Below are 21,562 nucleotides of genomic sequence, written 5' to 3' on the forward strand. Positions count from 1 at the left end.
TGGAGGTTACAGTATGAAAGCACTTGGGTTTGGTCAAGCCAACGGCAAGATTATTTTAATGGGAGAACACGCAGTTGTTTATGGTGAGCCTTCTATTGCCATTCCTTTTCCTGCAACACACATCCACGTTCATGTGACATCCCATGACGAATTGTTTATAGAATGTGATTTTTATAAAGGGTTGGTTTTAGAAATGCCAGAGTTATTAGAAAGCTTACATAAAGCGATTGACGTTACTTTAGAACGGCTCGGGCAGGACGAAACAGTTAAAATCATCATTGAAAGTACTATCCCCGCTGAAAGAGGCATGGGGTCAAGTGCTGCCGTTGCGGTTGCTACCGTTCGAGCGCTTTATGACTACTTCCAAGTGCCACTTGAAAAAAGCACATTGTTAGAAATCGTCAATATTGCTGAAAAAATCGCTCACGGTAATCCTAGTGGGCTAGATGCTTTAATGACCAGTAGCTCACAACCGTATACTTATACAAAAGGCAAATCACCACTTCCATTCACATTGGCAATGAGTGCGGTATTAGTTGTTGCTGATACAGGTGTGACGGGTCAAACAAAAGCGGCTGTCGCAAGTATTGCTGAGAAAATCCAAGGAGAAAATGGTGCTCACTATCAACAAATGATTCGTGAATTAGGAAGTTTGACGAGCGAGAGTCAACACTATATGCAAGAAGACGAACCTGCTTTATTAGGTAAAAACATGACAAAAGCTCATCGACTACTAGATAAACTGGGTGTCTCCAATGCACTGCTTAATGAATTAGTAGAAGTTTCATTGAAAAATAATGCATACGGTGCTAAACTAACGGGTGGTGGCCGTGGCGGTTGTATGATTGCACTCGCTAAAAATCAACAAGATGCCACTATCATTGCTAACGCATTGAAAAAAGCTGGAGCCTATCAAACTTGGCTCTATGAAATGAGTGAAACAATAGATGAAAACTAGTATAACCGCGCGTGCCCATACTAATATTGCTTTAATTAAATACTGGGGGAAACGTGATCAAAGACTATTTTTACCTACCAATAGTAGTCTTTCCTTAACCTTAAATGAATTTTATACTGATACGAGAACAACATTTTTAGAAGATGAAGAGAGTGATCTCTTCTTTTTAAATGGTGTGAAACAATCCGACGCTGAGTTAAAAAAAGTTCAGCGCTTTTTAAATCTCTTTCGTGAACAGGCTGGAATAGAACAGCCGATACAAATCGAAAGCCATAACCACGTCCCTACTGCAGCAGGATTAGCTTCGTCTGCTTCAGCTTATGCGGCGCTTGGCCTATCTTTAAACCATTTACTCGGTTTAAACATGCCACTCGGCCAACTATCAACTTTCGTAAGACAAGGCTCTGGTAGTGCAACGCGTAGCTTATTTGGCGGATTTGTCGAATGGGATATGGGAACCGATAGTGAAAGTAGTCGGGCGATTCCTATTGATAATGCCGATTGGGATATCGCGATGATTACTGTACCTGTCAACACCAAGCAAAAAACACTATCAAGTCGTGAAGGCATGCAACGGACTGTTGAAACCTCTGCTTTCTACCCTGCTTGGATAGAATCAGCTAAGTCTGATTTAATCGCTATTAAAGAAGCCATTAAAGATAAAGATTTCATCCGAATGGGAGAAATTACTGAAGCAAACGGTATGAAGATGCACGGCACCATGCTTGGCGCCATCCCTCCTTTTAGTTATTGGGAACCTTTAACAGTGAGTGTTTTAAATCGCGTTCGAGAAATTAAAGAATCTTATGGACTGCCTTGTTATTTTACAATGGATGCTGGTCCAAACGTCAAAATTTTATGTCGCTACTCGGACAGTCAAAAAATAAAAGAATTACTAGATGACTGCTTTCCAACTACACCGTCGATTATATCCACCGTCGGACCTGGAGCTCATCTACTTGAAGAGAATACGAAAGGATGGTTGCCATGATAGAAGCGAGTGCACCCGGTAAACTTTATATTGCAGGGGAATATGCTGTTTTAGAACCTGGGCAACCTGCGATACTTGTCGCGCTAAATCAGTATATTACCGTCAAATTGACAAAAACAGATACGCAAGGAAGTATTCGCTCAAGTTTAACCAACCACTTCCCTATTCCATGGACAAGACGAAACGGAAAAGTATTTATCGATGAACGAGAAAATCCTTTTGCCTATGTTGTACAAGCAATGACGATTACCGAAAAATACGCTGTCGCGCTAGGCAAAAAGGTCACCTTCTTTGATATTGAAATTCAAAGTGACCTAGACAATAAAGATGGTCGAAAATACGGTCTGGGTTCTAGTGGCGCCGTTACCGTGGCAACTATCAAAGCACTTTTAAAGTTTTATCAAGTCCCTTATGATAATGAACTAATTTATAAATTAGCTGCATTAGCCCATTTAGCAATCAATAGTAATGGCTCGTTTGGCGATTTAGCTGCAAGTACTTATGGCGGATGGATTGCTTACTCATGTTTTGACCGCGATTGGGTTCGAGAACAATTAGTCACTGTGCCCATTTTGACGCTCTTAGAAGCAACTTGGCCGAAACTAGCCATTGAAGCATTGATTCCCCCTGAAAACCTATCCTTATTAATTGGTTGGACGGGTTCTCCTGCTTCAACCACTCATTTAGTCGACCGTTTAAACGAAGAAAAAGATGAAATTTCGATTTACTATCGTCATTTTTTAGCTGATAGTCGTCAAGTCGTCCAAAGTATGATTGACGCATTTAAAATGCAAGACTTAACTGGCATACAACGAGGCATTCGTGCCAATCGACGTTTATTACAAGACTTAGGTAAAAGCAGTGGCGTTCATATCGAAACGCTTAGCCTTTACAATCTTTGTGAATCGGCAGAAGACATGGGTGGCGCTGCTAAATCATCTGGAGCAGGTGGCGGCGACTGTGGGATTGTCATTATTGATGAAAAAATTGATACACGTGAACTTTTTGCCAGTTGGAAAGATAATCATATCGTACCTCTTCCACTAGCAGTTCATGAAGAACGGGAGTATACTCCTTTATGAAATGAGGAAAAAAATTGAGTATTCATAAAAATCGAAAAGATGAACATGTCGCTTTAGCCGAATCTTTTTATAATAGTCGTCCTTTGCGTCATTTTGATTATTTACAATTTGTCCATCATTCCTTTCCAGAGATCAACCAAGCGAATGTTTCTTTAGAAACAAGCTTTTCGAACATGAAGCTGACTTCCCCTTTTTACATTAACGGGATGACAGGTGGCAGTGATAAATCTTATGAAATAAATCGCGATTTAGCGATAGTCGCGCGTGAAACAGGCTTGCTAATGGCGTCTGGTTCAGTCAGTGCGGGATTAAAACATCCTGAAACTGCAGAAAGCTATCGTGTCATTCGTCAAATGCACCCTGACGGCTATATACTCGCTAATCTAGGCCCTGAACACTCTTTAGAAAATGCCAAGAGAGCCATTGAATTATTAGAGGCTGACGGGATTCAAATTCATGTCAATGCCCCACAAGAACTAGTAATGCCAGAAGGTGAACGACAATTTGAAAAATGGCTGACCAATATTGCGACCCTTACTCACTCACTCGATAAACCCGTGATAGTAAAAGAAGTCGGATTTGGAATGAGTGACCGTACGATTCAACAACTCATGCAAGCAGGCGTCACGACAGTCGATATTAGTGGTCGTGGTGGTACCAATTTTGTTCAAATCGAGAACGCACGACGTGAACATCAAGAACTATCGATTTTAGAAAATTGGGGACAGTCGACGCCTATCTCATTAATCGAAGCACAGCGTGCCATGAACTCTATTGATATTCTAGCCTCTGGTGGTATCCAAAATCCAGTGGACGTTGTCAAAGCACTGGCTTTAGGAGCTAAAGCGGTTGGTGTATCTGGATTCTTCTTGCATAGTGTCTTAAATCATGGCGTGAACGCTACGATTGAAACGGTTGTAGAATGGCAAAATACGATTCAAACGTTAATGACATTGCTAGGTCAAGAAAAAATTGAACAGCTCAAACAAACAGACGTAGTCATCCAAGGACCTGTTAAAGACTGGTGTGAAGCCCGTCAACTCCCTTGGCAAGCTTACGCACGACGATCTGATTTCAGGAAGAGTTAACTCTTCCTTTTTTTTTATCAAAAATATGCTATGCTAAAACCATTAACTCATTATAAAAATGATATTGAAAAGGAAGATGAACATGACGCAATGTCTACGTTGTCAAGTCGAAGTCGCTTCTGAACATACGCACTGTCCGTTATGCGACTTTCCATTAAATGAACACGCTACTCCCTCTCCAACAGCATTTCCACATTATCAAAAAGAACGACATAAACATCGAAAAACCATTAAAGTATGGCTCTTTGTAACTTTTGTACTTAGTACACTTGCCATTGCGACCAACGCTTTAACTTGGAGTCAATTCTCCCACGCTTGGTCACCTATTGTTGCCATCTTACTCTTTTATTTTTGGTTTTTAGCACGAGAACTGTATCGTCGTTTTTATATCAATCTAGTTGCTAAAACACTTTGGTACAATTACTTAATTCTCAGCACGTTAATGATTGTTATTGACTTATCGAATCATTTTTTACGTTGGTCGTTAAACTATGCCATTCCGTTTCTAGGTATTGGAACAGGCTTACTGATGACGTTATGGTCGATTAAAAATAAATCGATGTGGCGTGACGATATCGGCTATTTATTACTTATCATCGGTGTCAATTCACTTCCCTTGCTCCTCTTCTTTTTTAAAGCTGTCACGGTTCTTTGGCCAAGCGTCCTAAGTATTTTATACGGAACACTGACTGCAGTCGGAATTTGGATATTTTCTGGGAAAAGACTGATGTATGAATTACAAAAAAGATTTCATTTTTAAAAGGAGTGAACAACGTGTATAAATGGTATCGTTTAGACAACGCTGCAAAAGTTTTTCCGTCGGTAACCAATCAACGCAACTCATCAGTCTTCCGTTTTTCAGTCGTCTTAAAAGAACCTGTAAAACCTGATATTTTACAAAAAGCTGTCGATTGTGTTATGCCACGCTTTCCGATGTTTTCCGTCCGTTTAAGACAGGGCGTCTTTTGGAATTATTTAGATGAAAATCAACAACCTTTAAAGGTGAAACCGGATGAGATGACACCATGTACGCCTATCACACCCGAAGACCAAGGTTATTCGCTACGCGTGCTATACCACCACCACCGTCTGTCCCTTGAAATGTTCCATGCACTTGCGGACGGAAGTGGGGCTTTAGAACTCTTAAAATCTATTTTATATTACTACTTTGAATTTCAAGGCATTGAAATAGACACCTCTCAACAAGGTATTTTAAAAGCAAATGAAACGGTCAAGTCGCAGGAAATGGAAGATAGTTTTAGTGAAAACTATACGCCTGTATACGCTGAAACTTTTTCAAGCCCACCTTCTTATCATATTAAAGGGATTACTTTAGATGAATATGAAACAAGCGTGATAAGCGGTCTTGTAAATAGTAGAGAACTAAATGCCATTGCTAAGTCATATGGCGGTTCGATTACTTCATACTTGGCATCGATACTTATTTATTCTATTTATCATGCACGGGCAAAACAACAACGAACTAAAAAACCCATTGTCATCGCTGTTCCTGTCAATTTGCGTAAAGCGTTCCCTTCTGAAACGCTGCGTAACTTTTTCAGTGTGGTCAACGTTGGAGCTTATATGACCGACGACATGACGGTTGCGGAACTTGTACCACTCGTTCAAGAGATGTTAGTCCAAAAGACCAATAAAACATATTTACAGTCATTGATTAATCACAATGTAAACTTTGAACGAAACATTGCGTCTAAATTCATCCCACTTTTTATAAAAAAAATTGCGGTGCGGATTGGTTTTGGCTATCTTAGTGAACGTCGCAAAACCATTAATCTAACTAATTTAGGACAACTTTCTTTACCCGAAACAATGCTAGAACACATCTATCATGCTGAAGTCTACGCCTATCCCACTCAAAAAAGTCCGATGGCATGCGGAGTGATTTCTCTTGGAGAAACACTGAGCATTAACTTTATCAAAAATATCGCTGAAAAAGATATTATTCAGTACTTCTTCTCCTATCTAGCTGCTCAAGAAGGAATAAACATTTCTGTTTATAGCAATGACTTAAAAGCTTCTTTTGATCCTACTATAACGGAATAAAACGTATTCATATAGCTCCTCCTTGTTATTTCACAAATTTTAGTAGTAAAATAGAGATAGCGATATAATAAGGAGGTATTTTATGTTAAGTGATACACATTCAAAAGAAAAGATTATTCTAGTCGGTGCTGGTGATGTCGGTTCCAGTTATGCATTTACTCTTGTGACACAAAACATCGGTCGTGAATTAGGTATTATTGATTTAAATGTTGGAAAAAGTGAAGGCGATGCACTCGATTTATCAGACGGTTTAGCTTTTACCTCTCCTAAAAAAATATACGCTGCTACTTATGCAGACTGTCATGATGCAGATTTAGTTGTTTTAACAGCAGGCGCTGCCCAAAAACCAGGTGAAACTCGTTTAGATTTAGTCAATAAAAACTTAGCCATTACAAAAGGGATTGTTGAAAACATCATGGCAAGTGGTTTTAACGGTATCTTCTTAGTAGCAAGTAATCCGGTTGATATCCTAACCTATGCCGTTTTAAAATTCTCAGGATTACCAAAAAATCAAGTCATCGGTTCTGGTACTTCTCTTGATAGCGCTCGTTTTAGAAAGTCATTAGCACAGATTGCGGATGTAGATGCTCGTGACGTTCATGCCTATATTATCGGCGAGCACGGTGACTCCCAGTTCCCAGTCTGGTCACACGCTAATATTGGTGGCTTACAAGTCTACGAATGGATGAAAGGGCAACCTGACGTCACGGAAGAAAGTCTCATCGAACTGGTTGCTGGCGTGCGTGATGCCGCGTATGAAATTATTCAACGAAAAGGTTCCACTCACTACGGCATCGCTGTCGCCTTAGCTCGAATTACCCAAGCTATTTTTAACGACCAAAATGCGATTCTCCCTCTCTCAGTTTTATTAGAAGGCGAATATGGCGTCTCTGATATTTGTATCGGTACACCGGCTATTATCAATCGTCAAGGGCTTAAGAGTGTCGTTGAACTTCCATTAAACGATTTAGAAAAACAAAAAATGAGTGAATCCGTGCAAACAATTCGTGAAATGCAAACGAAAGCGTTTGAACAATTAGGATAACCTCTCTATCGGCACTCGCTGTGATTTAACACAGCGAGTGTTTTTTATTGTATACTAAAGAAAAGCGATTAGAAAGGAGCCATCAGTAAGTGGGCAATACAAAAAAAGTGACCATGCCACGTTACCAACAAGTCGCCATTGAGATTTCTGAACGAATTGCATGCGGTCAATATCGCGTTGGCGAAAAAATCCACGCACGATCCACACTTGCTAATACCTTTGGCGTATCGCCAGAGACAGCACGTAAAGCTGTAAATGTGCTTGTTGATTTAGGCATTATGGAGGCGAAACATGGCAGCGGCACGATTGTTTCATCTAAAATAAAAGCCGAAGAACTACTAAGTCAACATCGTGATATACAATCTATACAAGAGATTAAGCAAGATGTATTTCAGAGTATTGAAACACAAAAGCAAGAGTTTGATAATATGGCACAAAAAATCGAACGCCTAATCCAACAAACCAAAAAAATGAACCAAGTTAGTCCGTTTATTCCAGCTGAATTAGTCTTGACGGATGAAGCTTCTCATCTTGAAAAAAGTATTAGTGAACTGAACCTATGGCATGAAACAGCTGCTACAGTGGTCGCTATTTCACATGCCGATGAGTTACTTCTCTCCCCTGGTCCGTATGCTAAGTTGCAAGCAGGTGACTGTCTGTACTTTGTAGGAGACGAGTATGCCAAACAAAAAATGTTTAACTATTTTTATCCGAATGGAACAGCTTAGAAGAGCAAAAGCTCTTCTTTTTTTTATCCTTTGACAAAGTGACCACACGATGTTACGATTGTATGGTCACTTTATTTTCAGAATGTTTTCTGATAATAAAAAGAAAATCAAAGGAGTGAAATAAATGGTAAAAGTTCAAGTCAAACATCTCACAAAAGTCTTTGGTAAGAAACACCAAGCCGCGTTGAGTATGGTACAAGAACAACGACCTAAAAATGAAATTTTAGAAAAAACAGGGGCAACAGTTGGAGTGTATGACGCCAATTTCGAAGTCAACGAAGGTGAAATCTTCGTCATTATGGGACTTTCTGGAAGTGGAAAATCAACTCTGATACGTCTGATTAATCGTTTAATCGAACCAACATCAGGGGATATTTATATAGATGGTCAAGATATTGCTAAAATGGATAAAGAAGAATTGCGTGATGTCCGTCGTCACAAAATGAGCATGGTGTTCCAAAACTTCGGCCTCTACCCTCACCGTACGATTTTAGAAAATACTCAACTAGGGTTAGAATTACGTGGTATTTCAAAGGAAGAACGTGTAGCAAAAGCTGAAAAAGCCTTAGAAAATTCAGGTCTACTATCTTTTAAAGACCAATATCCAGACCAACTTTCTGGTGGGATGCAACAACGTGTTGGCTTAGCTCGTGCTTTAGCCAATGACCCTGAAATCTTACTTATGGATGAAGCTTTCTCCGCATTAGACCCTTTAATCCGTCGTGAAATGCAAGATGAATTGCTTGATTTGCAAGCGAACGTGCAAAAGACCATAATCTTTATCACCCACGACCTTAATGAAGCTTTACGTTTAGGCGACCGTATTGCCTTGATGAAAGACGGTCAAATCATGCAAATTGGCACTGGAGAAGAAATTTTAACCAATCCAGCCAATGACTACGTACGAGAGTTTGTTGAAGATGTCGATCGTGCGCGCGTTTTAACGGCACAAAACATTATGGTGCCTGCTATTACAACAAATGTTGATATTGATGGTCCCAACGTGGCTCTCTCAAAAATGCGAAGTGAAGAAGTCAGTATGTTAATGGCTGTCGACCGTCAACGTCGTTTAGTCGGTACACTTACGGCAGATGAGGCCGTGACTGCACGTAAAGAGCAACGTGCCCTTCGAGAGGTAATGAATCCAGATGTTATTACTGTCACAAAAGATACTTTAGTCAGTGAGCTATTCCCTCTTATATATGATTCACCGACACCACTTGCTGTCGTTGAAAATGAAAAACTTTTAGGTGTTATCATACGTGGAAGTGTCATTGAATCATTAACCGACACGTCAGAAAAAGATACTCAAATGGAGGTGACGGCAAATGTTTAATAACTTTTTAATGGCGCCTCTTCCAGTCGCCGACTGGGTGGAAAACTTAACCGAATGGATGACCGATACTTTTGCTGGATTATTTTCTTTCTTCCAATCTTTTGGACAAGGACTCATGGAAAATGTAACTCAACTACTCCTATGGATTCCGCCTTTCGTCTTTATTGGACTCTTAACTTTCCTGGCTTTTTGGATTTCGAATAAAAAATGGGGATTAACCGTCTTTACATTTCTAGGATTGCTTTTTATTTATAACCAGCAATTATGGAATGAATTGATGAACACTTTCACCCTCGTTTTAATTTCAAGTTTAGTTTCCATTCTGATTGGGATTCCACTTGGGATTTTAATGGCAAAAAGTGATTTAGCTGAAAAAATTATCACACCGATTCTTGACTTCATGCAGACAATGCCAGGTTTTGTTTACTTAATACCTGCTGTGGCCTTTTTCGGAATAGGAATGGTACCGGGCGTCTTCGCCTCTGTTATTTTTGCGCTACCACCTACTGTTCGCTTTACTAATCTAGGGATTCGCCAAGTGCCTACCGAGCTAGTTGAAGCGACAGACTCTTTTGGCGGAACCGGTTGGCAAAAATTAATTAAATTAGAATTACCACTAGCTAAAAGTACGATTCTCGCAGGTGTTAACCAAACAACTATGTTGTCACTATCTATGGTCGTTATTGCCTCAATGATTGGAGCACCGGGGCTCGGACGTGGCGTGTTATCCGCATTACAGCGCGCACAAGTCGGAAACGGTTTTGTCAGTGGGGTGGCACTTGTTATTTTAGCGATTATTATCGACCGCTTCACGCAGTATCTCAATAAACCGAAAACACAAAAAGATACGACTAAAGAGCCTATGTCTCGTCAACGTAAAATAGGCACGACAATTGCTATCATAGCAGTTATCATTGCAGCTCTGACAGCTAACTCACTAGTCACAAATAAAAATAAAAAAGAAGCCATCTCACTTTCCTATGTGGAATGGGATACTGAAGTCGCTTCGACGAACGTCATTGCCGAAGTTTTAAAACAAGAAGGATTTGATGTGACGATTACCCCACTTGATAATGCTATTATGTGGGAATCTATCGCTAATGGCGAATCTGATGCTATGGTAGCTGCTTGGCTCCCTAATACGCATGGTGCTCAGTATGAGCAGTATCAAGATAAGGTGGATAATCTCGGTGTAAACCTTGAAGGTGCGAAAGTCGGTCTTACTGTTCCTTCTTACATGAACGTCAACAGCATAGACGAATTGACTGACGAAGCAAATCAAACTATCACAGGTATTGAACCTGGCGCAGGCGTTGTAAAAGCCGCAGAAGAAACACTTACTGCTTACGATAACCTAAGTGATTGGCAACTAGAAACCTCATCTTCTGGTGCTATGACCGTCGCACTTGGACAAGCGTATAAGAAAAAAGAGCCAATTGTTATTACCGGCTGGTCACCTCATTGGATGTTTGCAAAATATGACTTAAACTATCTTGAAGATCCAAAACAAGCAATGGGTGCTGAAGAAACCATTAATACAATGGCGCGTGAAAACTTAAAAGAAGATTCACCTGAAGCCTATCGCATTTTAAAAAATTTCAAATGGTCAAAAGACGATATGGAAAAAGTCATGTTAGAAATAAATAGTGGTACAGACCCTGTAAAAGCAGCACAGAACTGGATTAAAGAAAATCCTGATACGGTTAAAGCATGGCTTAAATAAAATAAAAACCACAGATTGAATCGACATTTCATCGATTCAATCTGTGGTATTTTTTATTCATGTTTATCAACAGTTTCTTCTGCAAACGCACGTAATTCTTTAATTTCACGCAATGCTTCCGCTAACTTTTCATCGCTATCGCTTTTAGCTGTTTTTAACTGCTGATTTTCTTGTACTAAAGCTAGTTTTTCATTTTTTACTTGTGCAATTTCGTCTGATAATGCTTTGCTTTCTTTCTCTAACGTTTCAATTGTACTATGATAGCCTTTTATATCCTCTTCTATAGTTAATATAGCTTCGTTAGCATGTGCCAACTGTTCAGCTAAAACATTTTCTCGGTCCATCGCTTCGATACGACGACGTTCCATTTTTTCTCTCAAGCTTGCTAGTTCATGTGTATCTGTATCTTTCTCAGACTGGAGTCTAGCAGTTTCAGATTCCAACCATTTTAACTCATCGGTTTGATTTTCTTTCTCTGCTAATAGGGCTTGATATTGACTTTGAGCGGTTTGATAGTCAACTTGAGTGGCGTTTAACGTTTGTGTCAATTGGGACATTGAATCTTTTGTTGAAAGCAATTGTGTTTCTTTGTTTGATAATTTGCTATCTAAGTCAACTATCGCTTCGTGGATCGCAGCTACATCCTCTTCTCCACCCCATTTAAGTAGTTGTGATGCCAAACTCATCGTGCCAAAACTACTTAAAAGTATTACTAATCCTACAAAAATTCTCTTTTTCATGTTAATGTTTCCTCCATTAAATTGTTTCTTTAGTAAGGAAACTTTAACACAAAAAATAATAATAACAAATTTTAAAATTACATAACGATATGCAATGTTTGATAACTTTTTATTCACAAACAAAAACGCTTTTCTTTATTAAACGTTGAACAATTATTTTATTTAGTAAATCGGATAACGTTTTGATAAATCAAGCTTTACTATCGTTTATTTATTAATTAATAGGTATAGTATTGTATAATTCGGCATCATAGTATTTGTGAAAAAAATATTTGAATTTGAGAGAATCTAATAATACGACGTATTAAATATGGCAATAGAAAGGCTTTTCTTAGTTTAGTGATTTGATATTATTCAGCCCTTCATTTAAGAAAATGGCAATTCCATCATCATTATTACTTTTAGTTATGGCATAGGCATTTTCCTTTAATTCAGGAACAGCATTTCCCATTGCAATACCATACTTGGCGTATTGAATCATAGTTAAATCATTATGCCCATCGCCAAACGCTACGATATTTTCAGGCAAGATCCCCATTGGCTGAAATACCTTAGCTAATGTTTGAGCTTTATCAACACCTTTATCAGTATATTCAAAATAAAACGGCGCAGAATAGCTGGCAGTAACCGTATCACCAAAAGGTTCTCGTAATTCTTTTTCTAATCCTTGAATGTAGTCCGGTTGACCAGCTACTAAAATTTTATGAAGTGGCATCGTAGCAAACGCTGCTAAATCATGTTTCTCACATAATTTAAACCGGCCGCCTCTTGCCTCATACTCAATAATATTGAAAGGACCATTTTCAAGCGACAACATTCCATTATAAACATCGTTGACATATAAATAGTCATCGTGAGCAATCATTGGGATTAAATCAAATTGTTTTAAATGCTCTAATATTTGCTGACTTGTTGAAATCGGAAGCGCTTGAATAAATATCTCTTCTTGTTCACGACACGCATAGACACTTGCGCCATTATACGAAACTAAGTAGCCACCAAAACGATCGAGCTCTAACGCTTTAATAAACGGCATCATACCAGAAGTCGGTCTTCCTGAAGCTAAAATTACCTTGACTCCTTTTTCTTGTTGTTGACGTAAGGACGTAATGGTCGCGTCACTTATTTGCCTATCATCGGTTAATAACGTTCCATCAATATCTAAAACGATTGCTTTTATTTTCATCTCTTCACCTCATTTTAAGATACTTCTATTATAACCAAAAAGCAGCAAGTAGTGTATTATCCCATCAATTCTGATAAAGTTTTTCCTATTCGTCATTTTTTTCAGTTAGAATTGAAAAAATCTATCAAAAAAGACAACGCAGTGGGTATACGTTGTCTTCATATATGTTTAATTATTCGTTTGCTTGTTCGATGACTTTATTCTCGACATGCTTTCTTAACATATCAACATCATTTAACGCTTTTTCTAACTTAGCTTCAGTGTCCGTTTGAGATGCTTTTAATGCTTGATTTTCATTTAATAATGCTTCTTTTTCAGCTGTTAATTGTGAAACTTCTGCTTGACTCTGTTTCAATGCAAGTTCTTTATTATCTACTTCCTTCATATAGTTCTTAATTCTTTCATCTAAAATATTTACTTTCTCACTTGTATCTTCTAGAGCGTCGGCATATTGCTGTAATAATTCAGCTTGACGTTCTACCTTCTTCTCTTTGTCAGAAATGATAGCATCTCTCTCAGTTACTTGATTTTTGGTAGCATCCAAGTCGACATTGATTATCTCAATTTCGACAAGCTTTTCTTGTAATTCTTGATTTAACACTTGTAAATCATTAGCGGCAACTTCTTTTTCACTAATCGCTTCATTTAATTTGTCTTTCGCACTTTTTACTTCACCTTCAGCTTTTTTCAGATCACGTTTACGAAGTGTTAATTGACTATCTAAATCATCTACGGCTTGATAAATAGCATCAATATTATCTTCTCCACCCCAATTAATAAACTCAGATGCGATTCCGACCCCTGCAAATCCAATAACTAAAGTTGCTAGTAAAGCGATTAATCCTTTTTTTGACTTTTTCATGATACTTCCTCCTAATGTTTTAATAAACACAATTTATCACGGTTTGTAAACCCTTACACTTTATTTATTTGTAGATATAACCGCAAACCTAAAAATAATAACTTTTATCATTTTTAATTTAGTTATCTTTATCATGAGATTATTTTCAATTCGATAACAATAATAATTTAGGGCGATTATGCCAAACTAGATATATCATTGAGAAGGCGTTTTTTTGATTTATATATCAAAAAACTTCGCTATAAGTATAAGCGAAGTTTTAATTATTCAGTTTAAAGATAGCTCGCCATCACGTTTATCACAATCAAAGGTTGAAAAATCTTGCCACAGTCCATTGTGTTTAAGCATGAGCGCGATTTCATACAAATGATGATAGCCTTCTAAATCATATGGTACTTCACCAATCCAAACAATCATTGCTGAGTCGTGACGATGGCTCGTCCATTCATCATGAAGTCGTGTTTTTTTAACTAATTGAGTAAAGTCTACTAGTTTCTCCTGCTCAACAGCTAATCGCTTCATAGTCTGAATATCACTGGCATCATCTATACAACATTTATCAAACTTCATAAAACTTGGGACGTAGATATCGGTTAGTTTCGTTTTCATCTTCTTCATAGTCTCGCCACCTCTTATCTCTATTTTATCAAATCCCACTTGTCCGAGCGATTATCCTGCTTTTTAAAAGATGGTTTGTTAAAATCTTAGTGAAACGTAGCTTATTCTAGAACTTAAAAATTCCAAATCATTGTTATTTCAGCTATGATAGAGATATTAATAAGATGAAAGAAAGGTGCCAATTTCACAATGTTAAAACAAAAGTCACTTGCAACGTTCTCAGAAGCATATCGAACCCTTTACTATGCTTTACGAAATATGCCAACTCTCCAAAAAGCGAGAAAAAGCGGATTATTATCGGAACATTTTAATTCACGTATTATGTTAGCTGTTACAGAAGTTAATGGCTGCAATCTTTGTTCGTATGGACATACCACCTTAGCACTAGAATCCGGTATGAATCAAACCGAAATTAGCCAACTCTTAGGTGGTGAAATGGATGATACACCTGAGCATGAACAAGCAGCCATTTTATTCGCTCAACACGTCGCAGATCAACGTGGTGCTGTGTCAGAAAAAGCATGGGAACACTTAATCACACTATATGGAGAAAAACAAGCCGAAGCAATCTTAGCCTCTGTTCAAGTGATTATGATGGGGAATACTTTTGGTATCCCTATTGGGTCACTTTTTTCACGCATTTCCAAACGCCCCATCTTCAAAAAAGACGAGCGAACAACACTAGCATACGAGTGGGGAATGTTGGTGGCAGCTCTTCTTTTCCTGCCTATTGCACTCGTTCATTCTCTCCTTGCTTCATTAACAAAACAACCTAAAGCTACATTTGTTTGTTTAGATAAAGAAAAAAACGCATAAAAAAAAGTCGCTTAAAGAAATTTAAGCGACTTTTAGTTTAATCTGATAAAGGAAGTTCTTTGCCATTTAAATACAACGTTTGAACTTCTTCCAAAGAAATATAATTAAACATGAGTGATTGATCAGCATCTTCTGAATTTAACACTACTTGATCTTCTTCAGCAATCAGCGTCTTTTTACTGCCATCTTTTAACACAGCGATCAATTCAACAGGTATCTCTTCAGCCGTATCAGATGTTAACATGCCGGTTAAGGATAAGCCTGAAAAAGATAATTTTGTAAACTGAGTATGACTGGTTAATGCCACATCGCTTAACTCTTGTTTTTTTAACGCCGTTGGCTCAGCTAAACGAATCGCCCAGTTTCCTTCTACTACCTCTTTCATTGAACGTGTTTCTACTGATAACTGGGCCTTTTTAAGAGTGTCTTCTTTGACATCAAACACAAATTCGATAAAATCCGTCCTACCCGTTTCATTTCGATGTGTTCCTCTTCCAGCATTGAAACTAGCAATACTTTCTATCGCTTTTCCCTCGTTATTTAATGAAACGTCTAAGTAATCATGTTGAAAATCATTAGGGTAACGTACGAGTAAATGTAGTAAGCCATCTTTATACGCCGCGTTCTCTAAAATAATTTGTTCTGTTTCATCCAAAGGCTGATTCAGAACGCCTGGTTTTAAGTTTTGACTAGCTAGCTCATCAAAGTCTAGCTTATGAGCATCAAGTGCTTCTGAACGATACCCTCCACCTATACCGTCTGATACTTTTAGCTTTTCCCATTCTGGTTGTGGTTGTATCAGCTTATCCCAATCCAATGCGACTTGGTTAGTACTCTCTTGTTCATGACTTTTAAATCGACGTAATAAAAAGCCTTGGTTTTCATGCTCCTTCCAACTAATAGCCGAGGTTAATAAAACAGCTGTCTTCGTCTTTTCATTATAATCAACGACACGTGTATTCCCACCATTCAACATTTCCCATGCGTCGATTTGCGTATCTTTCGCAAGACGATCACCTTCCAGGTCCTGTAAAGTCATCATAACATAGGTCGTATCACCATCTTTAAACGAATTTTTGGCGGTTAGCCGTAATCCTTGGTCTTCTGCAACTTCATCTAAAGAATCAACTTGTTTTAATAGTTGCTCTCCTTCTGTGCCAAACGCACGTTGATAAGCAATTTTTATTTCATCACGCATACCAAATCCTACTAATAACATGAGACTTGCTGCGGCGACCCACATATACCGCTTATTTCCTCGTTTTTTCATTGGCACAACCTTCTCTTTTTTTTCATTATTTTCATTTTCAATTTCACGTTTCACGCGGTTTTTAATCGTCATCATACGTTCATCTGTCAATGGTTCTTCAATAAATTGTTCCATTTCTTTTAATTGCTCTTCGGATAATGATTCAAATGGTTCTTTATCAATATGCTTCATCCTATTTCTCCTCCCAACTCTTTAAAATGACGTGCGAGTTTTCTCTTTCCGTGATACAACTGGTTATCAATATACTTAGCTTCATATCCTGTCAATGCTTGAATTTCACGCGGCTGTCTATCAAAGAAATAACGCTGAATAATAATTTCTCTCGTCACTGGATCTAATGTCATCACAGCCTCATAAAAAGCCTCCCAATCCATATCAAACGATGCTTCCAATAATGGCTCTCTATCCAACATATCATCTTCAAGAGCGTTAAAAATGCGTTTTGTCAGTGCTTTTCGCTTATTTAGCGCCATACTTCGTGTCAGAACAGCTAAATACGTCTTTAAACTACCTCGCGCAGGATTGAACCCTTCTGGATGACGCCAAAGCCTTAAATAAACATCACTCACAACCTCTTCGATGTCTTCTGTGTTCGATGACACGTCAGAAAGATATTTTGTGGCGATTAACCAAAGCAAGCGACTATACTGCGTCATTAACTGATCGAGCGCCTCTTCATCTCGATTAAGCAAGGCTGTCAAGTATTCTTCATCTGTCATGCGCTTCCCTCCTTTTTACGGTCTCACATACAGTACAATTAGTCTTTGATATTTCCTAAAAAAACTTGGATATTTTTGTCGTTAACATTCATTGTGTCATTTTTTCAACCAAAATATACCGATGATAGAAAAAATCGATCCAAACAGGGTTTCTTAAAAGAGTACGAAAAAAAGTGTAGTGCTCCCAATACATAGTCTATTAGGGGGCGCTACACTTACTTTGTTCTATTTATCGCTTGATTTCATCTAGAATTATTAGACTGATTTGATAAACATTTATATAAATTATGTAGATTATGTTAAAGATAGTAATAAACAGTTATTGTGTGCAAAAAAATTCCCTTTTAGCTTCAATTATTTTTTCTATATTCTCATTATTACTAATTTGCGCTTTCATTAAATTGGATATAACTCTTGTTTCATTTATGCTAAATTATTTTAATAGAAGCGACTCCCTATACTCCTCTGCATCCACGTTTGCTTTAAAATCAATTGTTAGCTCTCCATATTCAGACAATTTTTCTTCTATCTTAGAAATCGGAACCTTAAAGAACTCTTTACGATTATTCACTTTATTTATTCTATAAGAATCAAAGTACTGATGCAATTCTGTTTCTAGCTTGTATGCATCGTAACTAAATATCAAAGCATGTACATCAAATTTAAACGGTACCGAAGCACTACTTAACTCATTGATTCTTTCTAGTGGATCAATTCTTTTAGTTACTCCAATTTTCACCACATCATCACCGAAAGCTCCAATATTACTAATAATATACACATAACCAGCTGATGCATGGGCAGTTCTATAATCTAATTCTTTTTTTTCTTCTTCTCTTTCGTTTACTTTTACATTTAAATCAATAATTTGTTGCTCTATTGAGTCTCTTTCTTCCTCCGAAGTTAACTCATTCATCTTTTTCTTTAATTCATTAATTAAATTCTGATAATGTTTAATGTCTTTATCAATTATTTTCTTTTTGCTTTGAATTTCTTTTTGTAATGCTTTCTCTTCCCTTTCACGTTCACGTTGTTCTCTTAGGGCTTCTTTTTCATCTTGTTTTTTTCTTTCATATTCATAAGCCAAATACAATTCACTAAGTTTTAAATCTAAATACATCTCACTAATAGATAGTCGATTTGAACTATTAAGTTTATTTAATTGGATAAAGTCCGTATAATTGTGTAAAAGTAAAAAGGCCATATAACAGTCCTTTTACGGTACAATGTTTTTAACGACAAAAACATACCCAGGAGGACTTTTACATGACCCAAGTACATTTTACACTGAAAAGCGAAGAGATTCAAAGCATTATTGAATATTCTGTAAAGGATGACGTTTCTAAAAATATTTTAACAACGGTATTTAATCAACTAATGGAAAATCAACGAACAGAATATATTCAAGCAAAAGAATATGAACGAACAGAAAACCGACAAAGTCAACGAAATGGCTATTATGAGCGCAGCTTTACGACACGTGTAGGCACGCTAGAATTAAAAGTACCCAGAACACGTGATGGCCATTTTTCACCCACAGTGTTTGAACGTTATCAACGAAACGAAAAAGCCCTCATGGCTTCAATGTTGGAAATGTATGTATCAGGCGTTTCAACTCGTAAAGTATCAAAAATTGTGGAAGAACTTTGTGGTAAATCCGTCTCTAAGTCCTTCGTTTCTAGCTTAACAGAACAGCTAGAACCTATGGTTAACGAGTGGCAGAATCGTTTATTATCAGAAAAAAATTATCCTTACTTAATGACCGATGTACTCTATATAAAAGTACGAGAAGAAAATCGAGTACTCTCAAAAAGCTGTCATATAGCGATTGGAATAACCAAAGATGGCGACCGTGAAATTATCGGCTTCATGATTCAAAGTGGCGAAAGCGAAGAGACCTGGACAACATTTTTTGAATACCTAAAAGAACGCGGTTTACAAGGTACGGAACTCGTTATTTCTGATGCGCACAAAGGATTAGTCTCTGCCATTAGAAAATCCTTCACCAACGTAAGTTGGCAAAGATGCCAAGTTCACTTCCTAAGAAATATCTTTACCACCATTCCTAAAAAAAATTCAAAATCTTTCAGAGAAGCTGTTAAAGGAATTTTTAAGTTCACAGATATTAACTTAGCGCGTGAGGCTAAAAATCGATTGATTCATGATTATATCGATCAACCAAAATATTCAAAAGCTTGCGCATCATTGGATGATGGATTCGAAGACGCCTTTCAATATACCGTACAAGGAAATTCCCACAATCGACTAAAGAGTACCAATCTAATTGAACGACTGAATCAAGAAGTACGCAGAAGAGAAAAGATTATTCGCATCTTCCCCAATCAAACATCAGCCAATCGCTTAATTGGAGCCGTTCTTATGGACCTACATGATGAATGGATTTATTCTTCAAGAAAATACATCAATTTTGATAAGTAGAAATGGTAAAAACATTGTATAGCATTTTACACAGGAGTCTGGACTTGACTGAGTTTATGGAAGAAGTTTTAATTGATGATAATATGGTTTTTGATATTGATAATTTAAAAGGATTTCTTAATGATACCAGTTCATTTGGGTTTATAGCTAAAGAAAATAATAAAATTATAGGATTTGCATATTGCTATACACTTTTAAGACCTGATGGAAAAACAATGTTTTATTTACACTCAATAGGAATGTTACCTAACTATCAAGACAAAGGTTATGGTTCAAAATTATTATCTTTTATTAAGGAATATTCTAAAGAGATTGGTTGTTCTGAAATGTTTTTAATAACTGATAAAGGTAATCCTAGAGCTTGCCATGTATATGAAAAATTAGGTGGTAAAAATGATTATAAAGATGAAATAGTATATGTATATGATTATGAAAAAGGTGATAAATAAATGAATATAGTTGAAAATGAAATATGTATAAGAACTTTAATAGATGATGATTTTCCTTTGATGTTAAAATGGTTAACTGATGAAAGAGTATTAGAATTTTATGGTGGTAGAGATAAAAAATATACATTAGAATCATTAAAAAAACATTATACAGAGCCTTGGGAAGATGAAGTTTTTAGAGTAATTATTGAATATAACAATGTTCCTATTGGATATGGACAAATATATAAAATGTATGATGAGTTATATACTGATTATCATTATCCAAAAACTGATGAGATAGTCTATGGTATGGATCAATTTATAGGAGAGCCAAATTATTGGAGTAAAGGAATTGGTACAAGATATATTAAATTGATTTTTGAATTTTTGAAAAAAGAAAGAAATGCTAATGCAGTTATTTTAGACCCTCATAAAAATAATCCAAGAGCAATAAGGGCATACCAAAAATCTGGTTTTAGAATTATTGAAGATTTGCCAGAACATGAATTACACGAGGGCAAAAAAGAAGATTGTTATTTAATGGAATATAGATATGATGATAATGCCACAAATGTTAAGGCAATGAAATATTTAATTGAGCATTACTTTGATAATTTCAAAGTAGATAGTATTGAAATAATCGGTAGTGGTTATGATAGTGTGGCATATTTAGTTAATAATGAATACATTTTTAAAACAAAATTTAGTACTAATAAGAAAAAAGGTTATGCAAAAGAAAAAGCAATATATAATTTTTTAAATACAAATTTAGAAACTAATGTAAAAATTCCTAATATTGAATATTCGTATATTAGTGATGAATTATCTATACTAGGTTATAAAGAAATTAAAGGAACTTTTTTAACACCAGAAATTTATTCTACTATGTCAGAAGAAGAACAAAATTTGTTAAAACGAGATATTGCCAGTTTTTTAAGACAAATGCACGGTTTAGATTATACAGATATTAGTGAATGTACTATTGATAATAAACAAAATGTATTAGAAGAGTATATATTGTTGCGTGAAACTATTTATAATGATTTAACTGATATAGAAAAAGATTATATAGAAAGTTTTATGGAAAGACTAAATGCAACAACAGTTTTTGAGGGTAAAAAGTGTTTATGCCATAATGATTTTAGTTGTAATCATCTATTGTTAGATGGCAATAATAGATTAACTGGAATAATTGATTTTGGAGATTCTGGAATTATAGATGAATATTGTGATTTTATATACTTACTTGAAGATAGTGAAGAAGAAATAGGAACAAATTTTGGAGAAGATATATTAAGAATGTATGGAAATATAGATATTGAGAAAGCAAAAGAATATCAAGATATAGTTGAAGAATATTATCCTATTGAAACTATTGTTTATGGAATTAAAAATATTAAACAGGAATTTATCGAAAATGGTAGAAAAGAAATTTATAAAAGGACTTATAAAGATTGATTATATAA

Annotated in this window: 21 protein-coding genes; 14 read left to right on the forward strand and 7 right to left on the reverse strand. The window is 36.5% G+C overall.

Annotated elements, in window-relative coordinates; all coding sequences use genetic code 11:
- The first annotated feature begins 13 nt into the window (after window positions 1-13).
- The 10 genes from mvk (at window position 14) to M2919_RS02045 (ending at window position 11,015) form a co-directional block, all read left to right on the forward strand.
- Entirely contained in the window at window positions 14-958 is a 945-nt protein-coding gene (gene mvk, locus M2919_RS02000; protein ID WP_248849075.1) for a mevalonate kinase, read from the forward strand.
- Complete coding sequence (gene mvaD / locus M2919_RS02005; protein WP_248849076.1) at window positions 948-1,949, forward strand: diphosphomevalonate decarboxylase; 1,002 nt, start codon at window positions 948-950, stop codon at window positions 1,947-1,949. Before mvk ends, mvaD begins: the two co-directional genes overlap by 11 nt.
- The gene (locus tag M2919_RS02010; RefSeq protein WP_248849077.1) at window positions 1,946-3,031 is read left to right on the forward strand and encodes a phosphomevalonate kinase; all 1,086 of its coding nucleotides are present in this window, start codon (window positions 1,946-1,948) and stop codon (window positions 3,029-3,031) included. The genes mvaD and M2919_RS02010 overlap by 4 nt, the downstream gene beginning before the upstream one ends.
- Before the next feature lie 14 nt (window positions 3,032-3,045).
- Window positions 3,046-4,119 carry a type 2 isopentenyl-diphosphate Delta-isomerase gene (gene fni / locus M2919_RS02015; protein WP_222317625.1) on the forward strand — a complete coding sequence of 358 codons (1,074 nt, stop codon included), beginning with the start codon at window positions 3,046-3,048 and terminating at the stop codon, window positions 4,117-4,119.
- 82 nt (window positions 4,120-4,201) lie between these two features.
- Window positions 4,202-4,879 (forward strand): DUF6320 domain-containing protein, encoded by a 678-nt coding sequence (locus M2919_RS02020; protein WP_202585385.1) that lies wholly within the window; start codon window positions 4,202-4,204, stop codon window positions 4,877-4,879.
- A gap of 14 nt (window positions 4,880-4,893) precedes the next feature.
- On the forward strand, window positions 4,894-6,183 hold the full coding sequence (locus M2919_RS02025) for a hypothetical protein (protein WP_248849078.1): 1,290 nt from the start codon (window positions 4,894-4,896) through the stop codon (window positions 6,181-6,183).
- An 82-nt stretch (window positions 6,184-6,265) separates the two neighbouring features.
- The gene (locus M2919_RS02030) at window positions 6,266-7,228 is read left to right on the forward strand and encodes an L-lactate dehydrogenase (protein WP_248849079.1); all 963 of its coding nucleotides are present in this window, start codon (window positions 6,266-6,268) and stop codon (window positions 7,226-7,228) included.
- A 113-nt stretch (window positions 7,229-7,341) separates the two neighbouring features.
- Entirely contained in the window at window positions 7,342-7,956 is a 615-nt protein-coding gene (locus M2919_RS02035) for a GntR family transcriptional regulator (RefSeq protein ID WP_126761411.1), read from the forward strand.
- 124 nt (window positions 7,957-8,080) lie between these two features.
- A complete protein-coding gene (locus tag M2919_RS02040; protein WP_248849080.1) occupies window positions 8,081-9,292 on the forward strand; it encodes a quaternary amine ABC transporter ATP-binding protein in 1,212 nt (403 codons plus the stop codon).
- A complete protein-coding gene (locus M2919_RS02045) occupies window positions 9,285-11,015 on the forward strand; it encodes an ABC transporter permease/substrate binding protein (protein ID WP_248849081.1) in 1,731 nt (576 codons plus the stop codon). The genes M2919_RS02040 and M2919_RS02045 overlap by 8 nt, the downstream gene beginning before the upstream one ends.
- A gap of 53 nt (window positions 11,016-11,068) precedes the next feature.
- Here the strand turns inward: M2919_RS02045 and M2919_RS02050 are convergent, their stop codons facing one another.
- From M2919_RS02050 to M2919_RS02065, 4 genes are all read right to left on the reverse strand, one after another.
- The gene (locus M2919_RS02050; RefSeq protein WP_248849082.1) at window positions 11,069-11,755 is read right to left on the reverse strand and encodes a coiled-coil domain-containing protein; all 687 of its coding nucleotides are present in this window, start codon (window positions 11,753-11,755) and stop codon (window positions 11,069-11,071) included.
- 331 nt (window positions 11,756-12,086) lie between these two features.
- Entirely contained in the window at window positions 12,087-12,941 is an 855-nt protein-coding gene (locus tag M2919_RS02055) for a Cof-type HAD-IIB family hydrolase (protein WP_248849083.1), read from the reverse strand.
- Window positions 12,942-13,113: 172 nt separating this feature from the next.
- On the reverse strand, window positions 13,114-13,803 hold the full coding sequence (locus M2919_RS02060; protein WP_248849084.1) for a hypothetical protein: 690 nt from the start codon (window positions 13,801-13,803) through the stop codon (window positions 13,114-13,116).
- 267 nt (window positions 13,804-14,070) lie between these two features.
- Window positions 14,071-14,421 (reverse strand): hypothetical protein, encoded by a 351-nt coding sequence (locus M2919_RS02065; RefSeq protein ID WP_248849085.1) that lies wholly within the window; start codon window positions 14,419-14,421, stop codon window positions 14,071-14,073.
- 189 nt (window positions 14,422-14,610) lie between these two features.
- On the opposite strand from M2919_RS02065, the gene M2919_RS02070 reads away from it, so the two are divergent.
- The gene (locus M2919_RS02070) at window positions 14,611-15,237 is read left to right on the forward strand and encodes a carboxymuconolactone decarboxylase family protein (protein ID WP_248849086.1); all 627 of its coding nucleotides are present in this window, start codon (window positions 14,611-14,613) and stop codon (window positions 15,235-15,237) included.
- A gap of 37 nt (window positions 15,238-15,274) precedes the next feature.
- Here M2919_RS02070 and M2919_RS02075 read toward each other — a convergent pair whose 3' ends face one another.
- The 3 genes from M2919_RS02075 to M2919_RS02085 all read right to left on the reverse strand — a co-directional run bounded on the left by M2919_RS02075 (window position 15,275) and on the right by M2919_RS02085 (window position 18,430).
- A complete protein-coding gene (locus M2919_RS02075) occupies window positions 15,275-16,678 on the reverse strand; it encodes a DUF4179 domain-containing protein (RefSeq protein WP_248849087.1) in 1,404 nt (467 codons plus the stop codon).
- Window positions 16,675-17,226 carry an RNA polymerase sigma factor gene (locus M2919_RS02080; protein ID WP_248849088.1) on the reverse strand — a complete coding sequence of 184 codons (552 nt, stop codon included), beginning with the start codon at window positions 17,224-17,226 and terminating at the stop codon, window positions 16,675-16,677. The genes M2919_RS02075 and M2919_RS02080 overlap by 4 nt, the downstream gene beginning before the upstream one ends.
- Before the next feature lie 433 nt (window positions 17,227-17,659).
- Complete coding sequence (locus M2919_RS02085) at window positions 17,660-18,430, reverse strand: GIY-YIG nuclease family protein (RefSeq protein WP_248849089.1); 771 nt, start codon at window positions 18,428-18,430, stop codon at window positions 17,660-17,662.
- Window positions 18,431-18,492: 62 nt separating this feature from the next.
- Here M2919_RS02085 and M2919_RS02090 point away from each other — a divergent pair, with 62 nt between their 5' ends.
- From M2919_RS02090 to M2919_RS02100, 3 genes are read left to right on the forward strand one after another with little or no spacing between them, the layout of a single operon-like run.
- Window positions 18,493-19,665 carry an IS256-like element IS256 family transposase gene (locus tag M2919_RS02090; protein WP_000195429.1) on the forward strand — a complete coding sequence of 391 codons (1,173 nt, stop codon included), beginning with the start codon at window positions 18,493-18,495 and terminating at the stop codon, window positions 19,663-19,665.
- Window positions 19,666-19,721: 56 nt separating this feature from the next.
- The gene (locus tag M2919_RS02095; protein WP_000393259.1) at window positions 19,722-20,114 is read left to right on the forward strand and encodes a GNAT family N-acetyltransferase; all 393 of its coding nucleotides are present in this window, start codon (window positions 19,722-19,724) and stop codon (window positions 20,112-20,114) included.
- Window positions 20,115-21,554, forward strand: a complete 1,440-nt coding sequence (locus M2919_RS02100; RefSeq protein ID WP_001028144.1) for a bifunctional aminoglycoside N-acetyltransferase AAC(6')-Ie/aminoglycoside O-phosphotransferase APH(2'')-Ia — start codon at window positions 20,115-20,117, stop codon at window positions 21,552-21,554.
- Window positions 21,555-21,562 lie beyond the last annotated feature (8 nt).

This window comes from Vagococcus lutrae, from assembly GCF_023299185.1.
Lineage (GTDB): Bacteria > Bacillota > Bacilli > Lactobacillales > Vagococcaceae > Vagococcus_A > Vagococcus_A lutrae.

Excerpts from the sequence above, each read along its gene's own strand:
- M2919_RS02095 (WP_000393259.1), top strand. The coding sequence starts at position 19,722 with ATGGAAGAAGTTTTAATTGATGATAATATGGTTTTTGATATTGATAAT.
- M2919_RS02085 (WP_248849089.1), bottom strand. The coding sequence starts at position 18,430 with ATGGCCTTTTTACTTTTACACAATTATACGGACTTTATCCAATTAAAT.
- mvk (WP_248849075.1), top strand. The coding sequence starts at position 14 with ATGAAAGCACTTGGGTTTGGTCAAGCCAACGGCAAGATTATTTTAATG.
- M2919_RS02030 (WP_248849079.1), top strand. The coding sequence starts at position 6,266 with ATGTTAAGTGATACACATTCAAAAGAAAAGATTATTCTAGTCGGTGCT.
- M2919_RS02020 (WP_202585385.1), top strand. The coding sequence starts at position 4,202 with ATGACGCAATGTCTACGTTGTCAAGTCGAAGTCGCTTCTGAACATACG.
- M2919_RS02040 (WP_248849080.1), top strand. The coding sequence starts at position 8,081 with ATGGTAAAAGTTCAAGTCAAACATCTCACAAAAGTCTTTGGTAAGAAA.
- M2919_RS02060 (WP_248849084.1), bottom strand. The coding sequence starts at position 13,803 with ATGAAAAAGTCAAAAAAAGGATTAATCGCTTTACTAGCAACTTTAGTT.
- M2919_RS02070 (WP_248849086.1), top strand. The coding sequence starts at position 14,611 with ATGTTAAAACAAAAGTCACTTGCAACGTTCTCAGAAGCATATCGAACC.
- M2919_RS02050 (WP_248849082.1), bottom strand. The coding sequence starts at position 11,755 with ATGAAAAAGAGAATTTTTGTAGGATTAGTAATACTTTTAAGTAGTTTT.
- M2919_RS02010 (WP_248849077.1), top strand. The coding sequence starts at position 1,946 with ATGATAGAAGCGAGTGCACCCGGTAAACTTTATATTGCAGGGGAATAT.
- M2919_RS02055 (WP_248849083.1), bottom strand. The coding sequence starts at position 12,941 with ATGAAAATAAAAGCAATCGTTTTAGATATTGATGGAACGTTATTAACC.
- M2919_RS02080 (WP_248849088.1), bottom strand. The coding sequence starts at position 17,226 with ATGACAGATGAAGAATACTTGACAGCCTTGCTTAATCGAGATGAAGAG.
- mvaD (WP_248849076.1), top strand. The coding sequence starts at position 948 with ATGAAAACTAGTATAACCGCGCGTGCCCATACTAATATTGCTTTAATT.
- M2919_RS02100 (WP_001028144.1), top strand. The coding sequence starts at position 20,115 with ATGAATATAGTTGAAAATGAAATATGTATAAGAACTTTAATAGATGAT.
- M2919_RS02045 (WP_248849081.1), top strand. The coding sequence starts at position 9,285 with ATGTTTAATAACTTTTTAATGGCGCCTCTTCCAGTCGCCGACTGGGTG.
- M2919_RS02075 (WP_248849087.1), bottom strand. The coding sequence starts at position 16,678 with ATGAAGCATATTGATAAAGAACCATTTGAATCATTATCCGAAGAGCAA.
- M2919_RS02035 (WP_126761411.1), top strand. The coding sequence starts at position 7,342 with ATGCCACGTTACCAACAAGTCGCCATTGAGATTTCTGAACGAATTGCA.
- M2919_RS02090 (WP_000195429.1), top strand. The coding sequence starts at position 18,493 with ATGACCCAAGTACATTTTACACTGAAAAGCGAAGAGATTCAAAGCATT.
- M2919_RS02065 (WP_248849085.1), bottom strand. The coding sequence starts at position 14,421 with ATGAAGAAGATGAAAACGAAACTAACCGATATCTACGTCCCAAGTTTT.